Raw genomic sequence first — 15,579 nt, 5'->3', positions numbered from 1 at the left:
AACACGCATGCCCCGCAACAAGTTACAGCTAGACTGTCTAACTGATCGCAAACCGCTGCTAATGATTGACTAAACAATCAATTAAATGCAACTAATGACATATAATGAGGCGCCGGATGCGGTGAGACACCAACCTAACCTCGCCACAACCAAATAAATAGTCACTCCAATCGAATCTCCATGGCCGCGTTATATGATAAAAACAGTCGTCGATTTATTTGAACAGCAAGCCCGGATTAATTCTCAGCAGGAAGCCGTCTACTTCCAGGGACAAAGCCTGACATATCAGCAGTTGGATGAATACTCCAATCAGGTGGCCCACTTTCTTCTTGAGGCAGGCAAAATAGCCAAAGAAGAATGTATCGGTATCTACATGGATAGATCCCCTGAAATGATCATTGCGATACTGGCTATTCAAAAAGCCGGGGGCGCTTATGTCCCTATTGCTGTCGAGCTGCCCGGCGAACGCATCGACTATATGGTTCGTTCAGCGAACATCCGGTTAGTGTTCGCTAATAGTCGACGTCTCGAATTTATCACTTCACGGCAAGATTCATGTCAGACATTAGCAGCCTGTTTGGAGTTAAATGTTACAACCACAGACTACGACTCCCCTTTCGCTTCGGCGCTACAAACCCCGTTAAGCAAGGCATGGACACGTTGGCGCAACTTTACGACAGCTCCGCTGCCGTCTAAACCAGAGCATACCCAGCTCGCCTATGTCATTTTCACCTCGGGAACGACCGGCAATCCGAAAGGTGTCATGATTGAGCACTACGCACTGCTTAACTACTGCCAGTGGTTTACTGATTATTACAAGGTAGCTGCCAGCGACAAATTCACCCAGTATGCGGGCTTCAGTTTTGACGCGTCAGTCGGTGAAATATTTCCCTGTTTGATACAGGGAGCAACGCTGCACATTATTCCTGACCATCTAAGGTTAGATGTAACTAACCTCAATCATTACTTCCATCGCCATGCTATTTCGGTCAGTTTTCTGCCCACCCAATTTTGCGAAAAATTCATGCAAGAAGAGAATAACTCTCTACGTGTTGTTCTCACCGGCGGCGATAAACTCAATTACTTTAAGCAGAGAAACTACCGTCTGTACAACAACTATGGACCGACTGAAAATACGGTTGTGGCAACAGCCCATCTCGTCACAAAGGGCGCTAAAAATATCCCGATCGGACAACCTGTCTACAATAACCAGATCTATCTGTTTCACGAGAATTCTACAGAGCCTGTCGACAAAGGCGAGGCGGGTGAAATTTGCATTGGAGGCAAGAGCCTGGCACGCGGTTATCTCAATGCCCCTGATTTAACCGCGCAAAAGTTTATCCCAAACCCTTATATACCCGGCGAGAAGCTCTATCGCACCGGGGATCTTGCCTGCTGGCTGCCGGATGGGAATTTGGCGTTCCTGGGACGTATTGATCATCAGGTAAAAATCCGGGGCTACAGAATAGAGTTAGGTGAAGTTGAAACCACTATCAAGGGCATTGAGGCCATTGACGAGGCAATAGTACTTGCTCAGGCAGATCACAGCGGCGAAAAGCACCTCTGCAGCTATTATGTCAGCCGGGATAACCCTACAAAACAACAGATCATCGACCAACTAAAACGCAAGCTCCCCGACTATATGATCCCGCAGTTCTTCATCAAGATTGAATCTGTTCCGCTGACAGCTAACGGAAAAGTAGATCGAAAAGCACTGGCTAATCCATTTACCGATGACAATGAAAAAAGCAGATCCAATCTAACCCATAATACTCATAATTCGGCATTACATGTCCTCTCCAATGCAATCAAAAAGGTACTGAACAGAAAAGAGGTATCGGCACTCGATCAGTTCCTGCTTCTCGGTGGCACCTCATTGAAAGCCATTGAAGTTATCAACGAACTACGGGGGCAAGGTTATGATATCGATGTCTACCAACTACTTAAAGAAATCACACTTGCTGAACTCAGCACTCAGTTAACCAGTTATAGCCAACGGGCAGACCAAGGCATTGTAACCGGTGAGTTCCCCCTCACCCATTCGCAGCTACAGTTTGCCACCAAGAATGACTGTGATCTTCACCATTGGTTTGGTACCGTCATGCTATTTAATGAGCAAGGCTTTGAAGAGTCGTTGGTTAAGAAAGCCTTTCTAAAACTTGTCAGTCATCATGACGTTTTGCGCAGCCGCTTTGTTCTTGATCAAAACCAACAGATAACCAAACAAGTCATCTTAGCTCCTAATGAAAGCGAACATGTTGACTTCTTCCGCTATCACATCGAAGAAAACACGATACCTGTAGAAGAGCAAATTCAGGCAATCATGCCGATATTAGTCCAGGATACCAACCTCGAAACGGATCCTCTCTTCAAGGTTGCGCTGTTCTATACACCCACAGGCGATCACCTTTGGATAGCCGCGCATCAGCTTATCGTTGATGGCTACTCCACATTGATTTTGCTGCAGGACTTTTCTCGTGAATATACGCGATTAACGAATAAAGGCACTGACGAATACCACCTCAAGTCTCACTCATTCCTTGATTTTGCCGAGGACGTTTACAGCTTGGTTCCGAAAAATGCAGACAAACAACCCATTAACCAGCCCCTTGAGCACATCAATACGGTAGAAGAAAGCATATTTAGCCAAGTTGCTTACTGGAACAAAGTCAACTGCGCCGAAATCACTACATTCCCTTACGATTTTCAAACAAAAAATAACGTTCAGGGCGACAGCCGAACTGAGTCCATCTACTTCTCACCGGAAGAGACAAGCCAACTTTCAGAACTTACCACAACAGAAAACCTTCCCGGTCTGGAAGCCATTTTGCTATCTATACTCAACCTGAGCCTACGTAGCTGGGCGGGTGAAAAAATGGCAGACAAACCGATTCGCATTGCCAAAACAGCCTTGGGCAGGCCAACCCCCCATCACAGGGATTTCAACCGAACCGTCGGGGCTTTTGCTGTCGATTACCCGTTTCTATTGCCTTATGTTGAAAGCCAGAAACAAACAGCGCACTCGTTTACAGGCAGCTTCTCCGCGCTGTTCCAGCAAATGAAGAAAGAACTCCAAGCCGTACCAAATCCAGAAATGGGTTATTTGATCCTGGAGCGACTGATATATCCAGATAACCCTGAACAGCTTCAGCCTCAGGGTGAACGAGACATCCTGTGGAATTACTTCGGAGAAATGACTGCGTTCGAAAGTGAGCTCGAATTTTCCCTCTCCCCAATCCCTATTACAGGAACAATCAGTCCCAACATAATCAGAGATTATCGCCTCTTGTTTAATGTGATGATTTATCAAGGCATGCTGATGATCCATCTTGACTATAACGAGGCAGAGTTTAAGTCCGAGTCTATCTTATGCTTACTCGAAGAATTTCAGTCGTGGATCCAAAGGGTGTTGTCAGAGTAAACATGTTTTCGTGAAGCCTTTTTTGTGCCTAAACGTCAATAATGGTACTGTACTGAACAGTTTCAATTAAACTAGGTTTTGTTATGCGAGCTTCTACCCAGAAGAAAAGAACCCGAATCATCGAGGTAGCCACTGAACTTTTTATTGAACAAGGTTACAAAGATACCTCGCTGGACCAAATCGTTGCTATTTGTGGTGGTTCGAAACAGACCTTATATCGCTACTTTTCCAATAAAGAAGGACTGTTTGTTGAAGTTTTAGCGCATAATACTAAAACTAGTTTAGAGTCAGTTTTCAAACTAGCAGAAAGACAAAACGAGTCACTACAAGACACGCTTGAAGATTTCGCGAAGAAGTATCTGCGCGGTATTTGTTCTAACCCGATTTTGTCACTCTACCGCATCATTTCGGCCGACTTTAATAAACATGACTCCGTACCAAATCAGTTCTGGCAAACGGGCCCTATGCAGATTCACCAGTATTTAATTGAGTTTTTAAAAACCGAAGAAGTCAGCCAACAGCTCAAGATTGACGATCCTGATCTCGCCTGTGGGCAGCTTCTTGCGCTGATCAAGCTCGATTACCAAAACATGGCACTAATGGGGTTTGAGTTTCTCAGCGATGAAGAATTAGACAGTCATGCACACAAGGCCATTTGTGCATTTCTTTCGCTCTATCAGCGATAAGCAGAATACGAAAAAGGAGTGTCGCCACTCCCTTTTCGCTAAAGCTAGCTTGCTTCCTGTTTTGCCGCCAGTTTCTTACCTATCAATAGAATTGGTGCCAGGGCAAAAATGGAGAAAATAAACATAATGAGCGAGTTATTCAATGCTAACGTGGTTGCTTGCTCTTTCACTACCCCGCTGATCTGGCTCATCCCCAATGATGGAGTAGGCAATCGGCCATGGGTTAGAATCGCGTTACCCAGTGCATGTTCATAAGCCGCAAACGTATAGTTTGATCCATCTAAACTTCGACCAATTTCTCCTGAAGCTTGTGCGCTATGGTTTTGAATCACACGCGAGAAAAACGCACCGCCTATCACTCCCCCCATGGTTCGGAACAGGTAGAAATTGGCGATCCCCTCAAGACGATCATCGACCTGAAAATACATCAATACCGCGATGGTCACAGATACGTTCAGCATACCCACACCAAAGCCGCGCAACAACATTGGCAAAGGCAAGGATTCGGGCCCGACAAAGCTTGGTAACTGGCTGAATTCATGTACCGATAGCAAGATCATCAACACCCCAAACGGCACAACTGCATCAGCAAGCGGACGACGAAAATAGAACACCAGTACACTCACTAACATGCCGACGAGCATGGCGTAAAATGATGGTAATTGCGCATAACCCGCATTGAGGTTGTTGTATTGCATCGCCATTTTCAGGAAGTTGCCAAACAGTGCTGTACTTGCCATTACGGCAAAACCGGCCAAAAAAGCGTTGTACATGAAGACATTGGTTTTCAACTTACTGTGTAGCTGCATAGATGCCGTATTTCTCTTCCGTATGATGGCGATGAGATACACTGCGGCCAATACTAGCGTAGCGGCGACAACCGTAAGTTGGGAGAACAAAATCGAATCTAACCAGTTATAGAAACTGCCTCGCATCAAGAGATACACCACAAGACTCATTGCGGCTGCCAGCACTAAGTAAATAAAGGTGCCTGATTTTGGTCTAGCTGAAATATGGATTGGTGGCGGTTTAAATAAGCTCACCAGTACTAAAGCAGAAAAGTACAACCATGCAGACACAGCACAGAATAGCGACCAATCAAACACTTCTAATAACTCTGCCACCAACCAGGGGTAAACTCCCATTGGGATCAGCGTTGAAAATACTAAGGTCAGCGCAATAATGGCGGGTAGCCAACGCTCCTCAAACGTATCGAGTAAGAATAGATTCACCGTCACCAGCAGCATGCTCATAAAAAAACCGCCACAAAGCCAGGTGATGGTAAACAGCCATGGATTCGGTATTTGCCAGTACAACACCATATTTGCGGCAAGACCAACTAATAATGAGAACAGCAATGGCAGATAGGCACCGCAATTACGAACCAGAACCGGCGCCAACATAAAGCCCAGAAGTTGGGTGATCATAAAGCCAGTTTTAACTAGCTCAGTTTCATCCAGTGAAAGCCCGGTCGTCGCCGCCATTTCTTGCGATAACTCAGTGAACATAACTGAGTTAATGCCAAAAGCTGCAATGGCAAACAACGTCAATATCAACAAAGAAGAACGTGTATTCATCGGCTATTAACCTTGTTTTTCTGTCTCTATCGATACTTCGGCAGATAGCCCCGGATAAATACGTTGCTTCAACCCTGCCGGAATATCGAGCTCAATACGCACTGGTACACGCTGAACAACTTTGACGAAATTGCCCGTCGCATTTTGTGGTGGAAGCAAGCTAAATTGCGCCCCTGTAGCCGGCGTAATGGATGTTACGCGACCATTCAACGGTTGATCCGGGAACATATCTAACACCACTTCGACTTCTTGCCCCTGAGCGACATTCTCCAGCTGTGTTTCTTTAAAATTGGCTTCGACCCAAACATAGTCAGGCACCATCACAATCAATCCCATTCCCGGCTGAACAAACTTACCCACTTGCACTTGCCTGTCTGCAACAAAGCCATCAAACGGCGCTCTTACCACGGTTCTTTCCAGCGCAATGTTAACCAAACGCAGCCTCGCTTCAGCCTGCTTTTTTTGCGCTGTCAGTTGCTGCTTTTCCGTTAGCAGCGCATCGAACTGCTTTTGCTCCGCCGCTAATGCCAGTTTGGCCGTCTCTAGTTTGCTGCTTGCTTCAATCGAACGGGCCTTTTGTGCTTCATACTGGTTTTTACTCACCGATTGCTTTTGTACAAGGCGTGACAAACGTTTGAACTCCGCCGCTTGGTGCTTGGCATTGGCGCTTGCACTATGAATGGTCTGTTTCGCCTGCTCAATTTTCACCAATTGCATTTCGGTCTTGGTTTGGTTAGCTGTAAGGGCAGCCTTTGCCACATCCACCGCTGACTTGGCAATATCCTGGTTGGCAATAAAGTCTTCATCATCAATGGAAAACAATGCTTCGCCTTTGTTCACCCATTGATTGTCTTCAACAAACAGCTGACTAACCTGCCCTCCTACCTCTGGAGAAATCGCGGTGACATCAGAATGAACGTAAGCATTGTCGGTGGTAACCGTATTTGGTTGGTACAAGGTACACCCGACAGCAAGCAATGAGCCGATAACGAGCGACAAGGCGATAACTTTCTTCTTCATTTTGGAAACCCAAAGTAATGATTTCCACAAATCGTACTGTACGGTACAGTTTTAGTAAAGTGAATTTTGATCATTGTGAACAGAGAATGATCCGCGACAGGGATATCTGAAAGTGCGTGATACTTCTAGCAGACTTTAAGAACAACGCGGTACGTTCTAATACCGTGCCGCTGGCGAGCTAAAAATAGAAACCGCCATATCAGGTAGTCAGCAACCAAATATGGAGATTCATATACTCTATCAACAAACTAAATATCAGATCCCCAGCATCTGGCACATAGATATGCTGTTCTCAAATTTCATTTATAAGCGTAGTTTATTGCAGAAATAAACAGCAGCTTATTTATCGTTAACATATTGAATAATATCATTCCCATTACTCAAACGTTTATTACAAGGTGGACAATAAATGAAAATTCACTCCACAACGTTAACTTATGACCAATTACCCTCAGTATATGGATTGTTAGAATCTATTGCTTTTATGTGGTTCATCGTTGTTGTCACTCTCGCTATTTCAACTTGGGTAGTGAGCAAACTGTGGCACATACACTCAATCCCAAAACATGTCGCCAAAGAACGAGATCTTCCACAAGCAAAACTTATTTTCTGGATGTGTATTTTGGGACTCGCTTATAAACCATTATGGATCATAGCCGTGCTGTTGATTGTTATCGATTGGCAACGTATTCAAGAGTGGTTAAGAGGAGTTAAGTCATGAAAGAAATAATGCTACCCTACATTTTTATTGTTTGGATACTATTCAAATTTAAAGTGCTTGCCCCAACAGCCAAAAACTACTTTATTACGACCTCTCTTGGAGTAATTCTCTTAATTGCACTTTTCTTGGGACACCGCTTTTATTCTCCTATTGATTTAACCAACTCTACAACGGTTAAAGCACCGCACGCCGTTCTCTCGCCTACTCTCGGACAACACATTGACAAAGTTTTCGTAGATCACAATACACAGGTCTCTCAAGGGGACGTTCTTTATACTTTAAAAGATGACAAAATTACCGCAGCGATAACAGAAGTTGAATCAGGATTAGTAGAGAACCAGCGAAGAATCGAAGCCCAGGAAGTAAGGCTAGCCCAAGCAAATCGAAACCTAAACCGAAGCCTAGGTATGGATAAGCACGTTAGTATTAAAGAGCTTGAAGAAGCTCAAGATTACGTAGATTTGACTGTCGCTGACTTAAAAGTAATGGAGGCCCAAAAAGAAGGTTTGTTGGCGAAAAAACGTAGCCTAGAGTTTGATTTGTCACGCCTTACTGTAACGGCTCCATTTGATGGCTTAATTACTCACGTATACATTGCAGATGGTTCACGTGTAGGTTCACTACATATTTGGGATACGTCAAAAAAGTTTGTAGAAATGCGTATCCATGTATACACCGGTCCGGTATTTTTCTCCAATATCGTCTCCCTGTTTATTCGTGCTATAGGGGTCGATGATTTCAAAAAAATAATCCATCAGTTGCTCAACAGAGACAACTTCAGGATTAAACTGGGTACGGACACATTCAGCATAGCCATCGTACTCACTTTTCGTGGTGGCGGATGTACCGTTGGCTCGGCCAGCTTCAGTAGAGATAACACCTGGCAGATGCCGAAGATATTCCTGCACGCCCCAAAGGCACCCTCCGGCAAAGTAAATTTCTTCCATTTTTTATTTCACTAACTATACGAGTTTCGTTTGTCTTCGCTAAATTGTATCAGCAGCTGATCATAATGGTAGAACAAACTCACGTTCCGATGTAGAACCACTTTATAACAGCCAATCCTGATTAAAATATCGATTCACTTCTCCCCTGAAACTTTTCTCATTGATAAATCGTCCATGGGAGCGTTGGGCTACACCTACTAACCACCATGATGATGCAACACAGAAAGCACCCACTGTTTATTGACTTTATGCCACATTTCAGGACATTTATGCTCAACCTAAAACACACTTAAGAGTCGATGGTCATCAGAAAGTGATTTGATAAAGCTCTGAAATTGAGGATGCAGGATCATAAGACAACTCGAAAATGGATGCCATTACCCATTTGGTAAGTTAGTAAATATTGATACTATAGCTCTATTATTCAAGTAGTTAATACTGTCATCTGTCATTGATTATTCTGCGACATACGACAAGTTAGAGCAGAGATAGGCGGAGATGCACCGTGTAGAAAGCATTATAAGGTGCTTTTCCACTTCGGAGGAAGTTTGGAAGTTAAGATAGAACGTTCACAAGAATATGGGCCTGTATCCGAAGGTGAGATTGGCATAGTTGAGGCCTTCCTTGGTAGTAACTTTCCTAAAGATTATCGATGCTTCATGTTAGAACATAATGGCGGAACACCATTTCCAGACATGTTCAAAATTCCAAGTGAAGGAGATAGCTCTTTGGTGGACTCTTTCTATCCGATACACTCGAAAAGAAGTACTCACAATCTCATTTGGTGCCTTAAAGAATATAGCGATCGAATTCCTAATGAGCTGATCGCTATTGGGCAGGACCCAGGTGGTAATCAGATTTGTATAGCAATTTCAGGTAAAAACTACGGCTCAATTTACTTCTGGGATCATGAGCTTGAATGTGATGGCGAGCCACCGAGCTATGTAAATGTCTACTTTATATCGAGTTCATTTACTGAGTTTCTCAGGTGTCTGAGCAAATGTGATGAGTAAACGTTCAGTTTAGAAGCTAGTTTTGCACAAATGCACTCTAACTAAAACAGAACTCTTGATTAGCACATTCTTAAGCCCATACTGTCACCCTTATGAATTTAAATAAAAAACAATCAGGTATTCCTCCCATGAAACAACATCAAGGAAGTTTTAAATGGATATCTTTGGTTGAACAGCATACTGACGACTTTGAATTTTCAGAACCAGCCACACTATCTGAAATTGTAGAGGCGGAGAAAGAGTTAGACCTCATTTTCCCTACAGCTTTGAAAGAGTGTTTACTGGAATCTAACGGTGTTTTTGGTGAGTACGGACTTGGCTTAGTCTGGACATTAAGAGCAATAACTGAAACCAATACAGAGTTCCGACAGAACAACGATTTCTCAGAGCTTTACATGCCTTTTGATTCACTGCTTTTCTTCGGAGATGCAGGAAATGGTGACCAATTTGCTTTTCCAATTCAAGCAGGAGTTATCAGGCGCGATGATGTTTTTGTATGGAATCATGAAGATGACAGCCGTAGCTGGGTTGCTCCCAGCCTAGAAAAGTATATTGAATGGCAACTTAACGGTAAGATTTGTACATAAGGTAAATCTGATTATGGGTAAATTAGAAATTCTTCCCACTTTGTGGAGCTGGTAAAATTCAATCATTACAAAGCTCAACTGATACCCTTCACATAGGACACTCCAACCCAAAGCAAAATGGTTGTGTCCTGTCTAGCTTGGCCATACACCAAGCTAAATTATCTCTACCGACACTTAGGTATTGAGTTTTTTTACCAGCTTTTCGCACAGATACTTAAGCTGGGCAAGCTCTTCAATATCTCCACCAACTTTACAGGCCATTTCGCCGGGGATAGAAAGGGCTTTCTCTTTCAGGGCCGCGCCTTCATCAGAAAGCGATATCATTCTGACGCGCTCGTCCTCCAGGCCACGGGTACGGACAACCAGCCCTTTAGTTTCAAGGCGCTTTAACAGTGGCGTCAATGTCCCGGAATCCAGATACAGCTTTGCTCCTAGCTCCTTGACATTGATACCGTTATGTTCCCACAGCACCATCATTACCAAATATTGTGGATATGTCAGATCCAAGGCATTTAGCAGCGGACGATACGCGCGAACAACGGCATTGGCGGCACTGTAGAGTGGAAAACAGACCTGATTTTCCAGCGCGATTGCCTCTTTAGTCTCAAGATCATCGGTGTTGTTTGTCATTTTGCCCTCTATGTTTCGATAAGAAACCAAACTAAATTGCGCACAATATACTTGACCATCATTATTATTTCGAACTATGATTGCAAGCAATTAAATTGCACACAACTTAAATAAAGGAAGATTATCATGACAACACTGTACTCAACAAAAGCAACTGCACTGGCTGGCCGTAACGGTAAAGTCGCCACAGATGATGGCCTGCTTGAGGTGGATTTAGCCTACCCGAAAGCCATGGGTGGCAGCGGCGCCGCCACAAACCCCGAGCAGCTATTTGCCGCTGGCTACGCAGCGTGTTTTTCCAACGCGATTTTGCATGTCGCCCGTGAAGCCAAGGTGTCTGTTACATCAGCACCGGTAACGGCAGAGGTCGGTATTGGCCCGAACTCTGAAGGTGGTTTCGCCCTGACCGTTAGCCTGGCCGCTACGCTGGATATGGATCAGGAAACGGCGCTTCAGCTTGTGCGTACAGCTCATCAGGTTTGCCCATACTCCAACGCAACACGTGGCAACATCGACGTAGCTGTTTCCATCAATGGTGAAGCCATTTAATAGCTATTACCACATCATACTGATTTTAAAGGCACTTTAAGCATGAGCTTACAAGTGCCTTCCGAAATCATAGCCCAAGTTGAAAAACAGGTTCTCCTCGTTGCCTTCAAAAAACTCGTCCAGCATTAATTCTGTCACCAAGCCTTTTTTAATAATTGAATCACATCATCATATGAAGCTTTTTTAGGATTTGTCGTTGTACAGATGTCTTGAAGAATATTATTTGCCATCGTTGACAGATTGCTTATATACGCATCTTCATCAATATCCAGCCCACTTATTCGGCTCGGGATATCTAAAGAGGCATTAAGCTGACGGACAGCCTCTAAGAAAGAACTCGCTCCCTCATCCATCGATGAAGCCGGCAACCCCAGACAGTGTGCAAGCTTTTGATACTGTATACATGCATCAAAGCTGTTGAACTCAATAACTGAGGGCAGTAATACAGCATTTGCGATGCCATGAGGTATATGAAAAAGACCACCAAGGCTATGAGCGACGCTATGAGTTATCCCCAATCCGCTGTTATTGAAGGACATACCTGCCATACAGGAAGCCAAAAGAAGCTGCTCACGAGCTTCCATATCTTCGCCACTAACATAGGCTCGAGGCAAATACTTGAAAACAATCTTGATGGCATTCTCGGCATAAATCGATGTAAACAGATTTGCTCGATTTGATACGTATGCTTCAATTGCATGGGTTAACACATCCATTCCTGTTGCTGCTGTAATAGATGGTGGCATTGTTCGCGTAAATCTCGCATCTAATATCGCTAGGTCTGGAGTAAGGGTGTCATCCTGAAGGGGGATTTTAAGACCATTTTTTTTATCTGTGACGACCGAAATCGAGGTCACTTCCGATCCTGTACCACTGGTTGTAGGAATAGCGACAAGATAAGGAGGTGAACGCAACAAATCTGCTTGATTGGCAAAATAAGCGACAGCTTTAGCAGCATCTATCGCTGAGCCTCCACCGATGGCAATAATTATATCTGCTTCACTTTTTATAAAGAGATGTGTAGCAGTTGTTATTGTATCTAAGGAAGGGTCCGCCTCTACTTTATCAAAAATGGTAGATAAAACACCTGTCGATAAGTTACTTTTTACTTGATCAACAAAGCCTGTTTTAGCAATAAAGCTATCTGTCACTATGAAAACATCTTTACCTGGTAACTTTTGAAGGTTATCCAAAGCATTTGTTCCATAGCAAACTTTTGTTTTTCCATAGAATTGTGTCATACATTATTCCCAAAATTTCTCTAACGGAATGTAAACTATGAGAATAAAAACTGTATTTCCGTCTAAGAGAGAAATACAGTTTTAAAAAAATATAGACCGTTTGAGCTTATATGGTATCGACTCGGGTAATTATAAAATCACTTATTTGACTTCGGTAGTACGTTCTCCACTTCATGATGAGGGCGTGGAATAACGTGCACACTGACAAGCTCGCCCACATTACCAGCAGCAGCGGCACCAGCATCAGTAGCGGCTTTTACGGCACCTACATCACCACGAACCATAACAGTAACTAACCCACTACCTACTTGCTCACGGCCAACAAGCTCAACATTTGCCGATTTTACCATTGCATCAGCCGCTTCAATTGCACCAACCAAACCTTTAGTTTCAACCATACCTAATGCGTTCATATTTTTTCTCCATCATATTATTTGCCGGACTGTGGCAATATATTTTCTATTTCATTGTTTATTTATAGCTTTTACTATGCGACAGCTCATTTCTTGTAGCTGTTTAACATCTTCAACGCCAAAATCTTGTTTCAATATGGCGGCTATAGAATAAAAAAACTTTTCTGTACTGCCGTTAGCAGCCTGCTTAATACACTCTTCACAAGTACAATCTATAGCGCATTGAGCCACATCAGATTCCTTTGGTGAACCATGCACAATAACGATGCCTCGTTTATTCAACTCATCTCTCGCACTTGGCGTTAAGATAATACTGCCATCTAAATAGATAGCATTGTCTTTGACACAAATGTGCTCATCAAGAGTCTTTACTTCTACCAGTGTTTTTTTCATATTTATCTCACACCTATTATCGCCTTGACCACATCATGCTCTGGGCGGGCAATCACTGTTGATTCGATATATTTTGTTCCCAAAAACTCTTTGGCCATTTTATTGGCCTCTTCAACAGCGGCTAACTCACCGCTAAAAATAAAATAAGATTTTCCACAGATTCCGAGCCCGGCTACAAAGCGAATCAGACTGACATCAGCGCTCTTTACTGCAATATCAGCCGCAGCAACGCCTGAAGAAACCGTGCTCGATTCGATTAAACCTATGGCTTGAACCGTTTTGACCGATAACCTTTTTTTCAAAACCGCGACAAGCTCAGGTGAAATACCAGAAATCACAAAATTCCCAGTTAATTTGTTCGTTAAACGAGCGTGACTTACAGCCGTTGCAACATCAGATTGCTTACCCGATACAAAAATAAGATACCTGCCAGAACAGATAGTTGAAGCTCTAACGAGTGTTACATCAGCAATCTTGAGCATCTCATCGGCAAGTCTTACACCTGATGCAATAGTTTTTGTTTCAACGACTCCAAGTGTATCCATCTATCACTCCGATATAACTTGTACTTCATCAACTATGCCAACAATAGCTGCGTCAACAGGGGCACCTTCGTTTTGTATTGCCATACGCGCAGAACTTCCTGTGACAACCAACACTTGCTCACCAGTACCAGCACCGACGCAATCTACAGCCACAAAGCTTTTTTTATTTTCTGGTGCGACAGGGTCTTGATATCGAACAACCATAAACTTGAGGCCACTTAGCGTACTCTCTTTACGTGTAGCCCAAACATTACCGATCACTTCACCTACAATCATAATAAATTCACTTATAGCTTCTTATTGATATCAATATGATTCAATTTTGCTTGATCCACTGCGAGAGGAGTTATCACGCTGTCTATTGGCACATGTATTTCTTTCGCACCATTCTGTGCCGCTTGCTCCACATCTTTCTCTGTAATAAGTTTTTGCCAGAATCGAAGAACGGGCTCAGGGTCAGGTTTGAGAAGTGTCAGGCCAAATGAATGCAATGTGTTTTCATGCTGTAAATACAACTTATACAAAGCTGGTGAAGCCGTTTTTTCATACACTTTGTACTCATAATCAATGACTTCAACAGCCTTTCCTGCAAGCAGGAGTTGTAAGACCGCTTCAATCATCGGACCTTTCGCTTTGCCCAACGCAAGATCGGCCATGTCCCCACATGACAGCAGTGGGATGATGTAGCGCTCCGCTTCCGTATGTTGGCGCTCGTCATCCCAAAAACAAAGCTCTACATCAGTTATGCAAATACATTTGAGAATATGTTGCTCTACCTGCTGCGAATAGGTGCCAAAAACCATAACTCTGGTTTTGTTATTTCCGGAACACTCTTCTTGCAACTGAGCAAGCACACGTTCAACAATAGTTTGTATTAAAGTATCTGAATCCATAATATTGCCTTGTATTGACACCCTATACTGAGCACTTAAAAAGCTTGTTTTCTAGCGACAATTCGACCTGTTGTGTCTTTGTTCCAACACACACTATTTCCTTCATCAATATCAATATGCATGGATAGTGCAAAATCGTCGTTCACACGCACTAATACTTCTTCGAGTACTAGTGCACGCTCTCCTTGAAGGTGAACACTCACAACATCTTTATCAACAACACCAAAACGTTGTGCATCTTTGGAAGGCATATGGATATGTCTGGCTGCAATAATGACCCCTTCTTCAAGGCCTACAATATTATTCTGTGATGCGAGAATAATACCCGGAGTCCCTTCGATATCTCCTGACTGACGAAGTGGCGTTTTGATTCCCAAAATACGAGCATCTGCCTTTGAAATTTCCACCTGTGAACTACTACGGCTCGGGCCAAGAACCGCCACGTTGTCAATGACACCTTTCGGGCCAATTAGACGAATACGTTCTTTACATAAGAATTGTCCCGGCTGAGATAGCTCACGCACTTTTGTTAAAGGAGCACCATAAAGCGCCATCGCATCTTGTTCACTGAGATGAACGTGTCTTGCCGAAATCTCGACAGGGATTGTGTCCACGTTGTTGATCGTCGATGTCGTTGAGTCATACATGAATGGGGAAGAAGTCGGCTGCGGATTAACCTGCACGGCTTTATAAGATAGTTTCTCCGTATCGTAAGCTACACGACGAATATCAAAAAGGTGCTCCGGTGTAACGTTGTCAGAAGTAGAACTTCCGCCTACCGCGCCACAACCCAAAGTAAACGACGGGAACAGATTCGTAGACAGGCCAACAGCTCCGTGAGTCGAAGGTGTATTGACCAACATGCGAGATACCGGCTTTTTCAGGCCAAACGCACAGATAACAGACTCGTCCTTAGAATGGATAGCTAAAGAGTGACCTACAC

General features: G+C 43.6%; 16 protein-coding genes and 2 pseudogenes. 7 read left to right on the top strand and 11 right to left on the bottom strand.

Annotated elements, in window-relative coordinates; translation table 11 throughout:
* Positions 1-193 precede the first annotated feature (193 nt).
* Both EIZ48_RS26630 and EIZ48_RS26625 read left to right on the top strand, forming a co-directional pair.
* Entirely contained in the window at positions 194-3,421 is a 3,228-nt protein-coding gene (locus EIZ48_RS26630; protein ID WP_160658230.1) for a non-ribosomal peptide synthetase, read from the top strand.
* Between the two features lie 83 nt (positions 3,422-3,504).
* Positions 3,505-4,107 carry a TetR/AcrR family transcriptional regulator gene (locus EIZ48_RS26625; RefSeq protein ID WP_160658228.1) on the top strand — a complete coding sequence of 201 codons (603 nt, stop codon included), beginning with the start codon at positions 3,505-3,507 and terminating at the stop codon, positions 4,105-4,107.
* Positions 4,108-4,151: 44 nt separating this feature from the next.
* Here EIZ48_RS26625 and EIZ48_RS26620 read toward each other — a convergent pair whose 3' ends face one another.
* Positions 4,152-5,684 carry an MFS transporter gene (locus EIZ48_RS26620; RefSeq protein WP_160658226.1) on the bottom strand — a complete coding sequence of 511 codons (1,533 nt, stop codon included), beginning with the start codon at positions 5,682-5,684 and terminating at the stop codon, positions 4,152-4,154.
* Between the two features lie 6 nt (positions 5,685-5,690).
* On the bottom strand, positions 5,691-6,704 hold the full coding sequence (locus tag EIZ48_RS26615) for an HlyD family secretion protein (protein ID WP_160658225.1): 1,014 nt from the start codon (positions 6,702-6,704) through the stop codon (positions 5,691-5,693).
* 409 nt (positions 6,705-7,113) lie between these two features.
* On the opposite strand from EIZ48_RS26615, the gene EIZ48_RS26610 reads away from it, so the two are divergent.
* Positions 7,114-7,425 (top strand): Mg2+ and Co2+ transporter, encoded by a 312-nt coding sequence (locus tag EIZ48_RS26610; protein ID WP_160658223.1) that lies wholly within the window; start codon positions 7,114-7,116, stop codon positions 7,423-7,425.
* Positions 7,426-8,093: 668 nt separating this feature from the next.
* Here the strand turns inward: EIZ48_RS26610 and EIZ48_RS26600 are convergent.
* Positions 8,094-8,372, bottom strand: a pseudogene (locus EIZ48_RS26600) (peptide-methionine (S)-S-oxide reductase); the annotation flags it as partial.
* Positions 8,373-8,566: 194 nt separating this feature from the next.
* Between EIZ48_RS26600 and EIZ48_RS26595 the strand changes: the two are divergent.
* The 3 genes and pseudogenes from EIZ48_RS26595 to EIZ48_RS29555 all read left to right on the top strand — a co-directional run.
* Positions 8,567-8,665 (top strand): annotated as a pseudogene (locus EIZ48_RS26595) (DUF3861 family protein); the annotation flags it as partial.
* A 255-nt stretch (positions 8,666-8,920) separates the two neighbouring features.
* Positions 8,921-9,385, top strand: a complete 465-nt coding sequence (locus tag EIZ48_RS26590) for an SMI1/KNR4 family protein (RefSeq protein ID WP_160658222.1) — start codon at positions 8,921-8,923, stop codon at positions 9,383-9,385.
* Between the two features lie 128 nt (positions 9,386-9,513).
* Positions 9,514-9,972: an SMI1/KNR4 family protein gene (locus EIZ48_RS29555; RefSeq protein WP_160658221.1), complete on the top strand. Its 459-nt coding sequence runs from the start codon at positions 9,514-9,516 to the stop codon at positions 9,970-9,972.
* Between the two features lie 174 nt (positions 9,973-10,146).
* Here the strand turns inward: EIZ48_RS29555 and ohrR are convergent, their stop codons facing one another.
* Positions 10,147-10,602 (bottom strand): transcriptional regulator OhrR, encoded by a 456-nt coding sequence (gene ohrR, locus EIZ48_RS26580; RefSeq protein WP_160658220.1) that lies wholly within the window; start codon positions 10,600-10,602, stop codon positions 10,147-10,149.
* 126 nt (positions 10,603-10,728) lie between these two features.
* Between ohrR and ohr the strand changes: the two genes are divergently transcribed.
* The gene (gene ohr / locus EIZ48_RS26575) at positions 10,729-11,151 is read left to right on the top strand and encodes an organic hydroperoxide reductase Ohr (protein ID WP_160658218.1); all 423 of its coding nucleotides are present in this window, start codon (positions 10,729-10,731) and stop codon (positions 11,149-11,151) included.
* A gap of 134 nt (positions 11,152-11,285) precedes the next feature.
* Here the strand turns inward: ohr and EIZ48_RS26570 are convergent, their stop codons facing one another.
* The 7 genes from EIZ48_RS26570 to EIZ48_RS26540 form a co-directional block, all read right to left on the bottom strand.
* Complete coding sequence (locus tag EIZ48_RS26570) at positions 11,286-12,392, bottom strand: 1-propanol dehydrogenase PduQ (RefSeq protein ID WP_160658217.1); 1,107 nt, start codon at positions 12,390-12,392, stop codon at positions 11,286-11,288.
* A 137-nt stretch (positions 12,393-12,529) separates the two neighbouring features.
* Positions 12,530-12,805, bottom strand: a complete 276-nt coding sequence (eutM, locus tag EIZ48_RS26565) for an ethanolamine utilization microcompartment protein EutM (protein WP_075765486.1) — start codon at positions 12,803-12,805, stop codon at positions 12,530-12,532.
* Between the two features lie 51 nt (positions 12,806-12,856).
* Positions 12,857-13,198 (bottom strand): hypothetical protein, encoded by a 342-nt coding sequence (locus EIZ48_RS26560; protein ID WP_160658215.1) that lies wholly within the window; start codon positions 13,196-13,198, stop codon positions 12,857-12,859.
* 2 nt (positions 13,199-13,200) lie between these two features.
* Complete coding sequence (locus EIZ48_RS26555) at positions 13,201-13,743, bottom strand: BMC domain-containing protein (RefSeq protein ID WP_075765482.1); 543 nt, start codon at positions 13,741-13,743, stop codon at positions 13,201-13,203.
* A gap of 3 nt (positions 13,744-13,746) precedes the next feature.
* The gene (locus EIZ48_RS26550) at positions 13,747-14,019 is read right to left on the bottom strand and encodes a EutN/CcmL family microcompartment protein (protein ID WP_160658213.1); all 273 of its coding nucleotides are present in this window, start codon (positions 14,017-14,019) and stop codon (positions 13,747-13,749) included.
* Positions 14,020-14,030: 11 nt separating this feature from the next.
* Complete coding sequence (locus EIZ48_RS26545; RefSeq protein ID WP_160658211.1) at positions 14,031-14,636, bottom strand: hypothetical protein; 606 nt, start codon at positions 14,634-14,636, stop codon at positions 14,031-14,033.
* Between the two features lie 35 nt (positions 14,637-14,671).
* On the bottom strand, positions 14,672-15,579 hold a 908-nt coding region (locus tag EIZ48_RS26540; protein WP_205298617.1), incomplete at its 5' end, for a phosphate propanoyltransferase.

The sequence above is a fragment of the Photobacterium alginatilyticum genome (assembly GCF_009910675.1).
Classification (GTDB): Bacteria; Pseudomonadota; Gammaproteobacteria; order Enterobacterales; family Vibrionaceae; genus Photobacterium; species Photobacterium alginatilyticum.
This window is presented reverse-complemented; position numbering and strand designations above follow the sequence as displayed.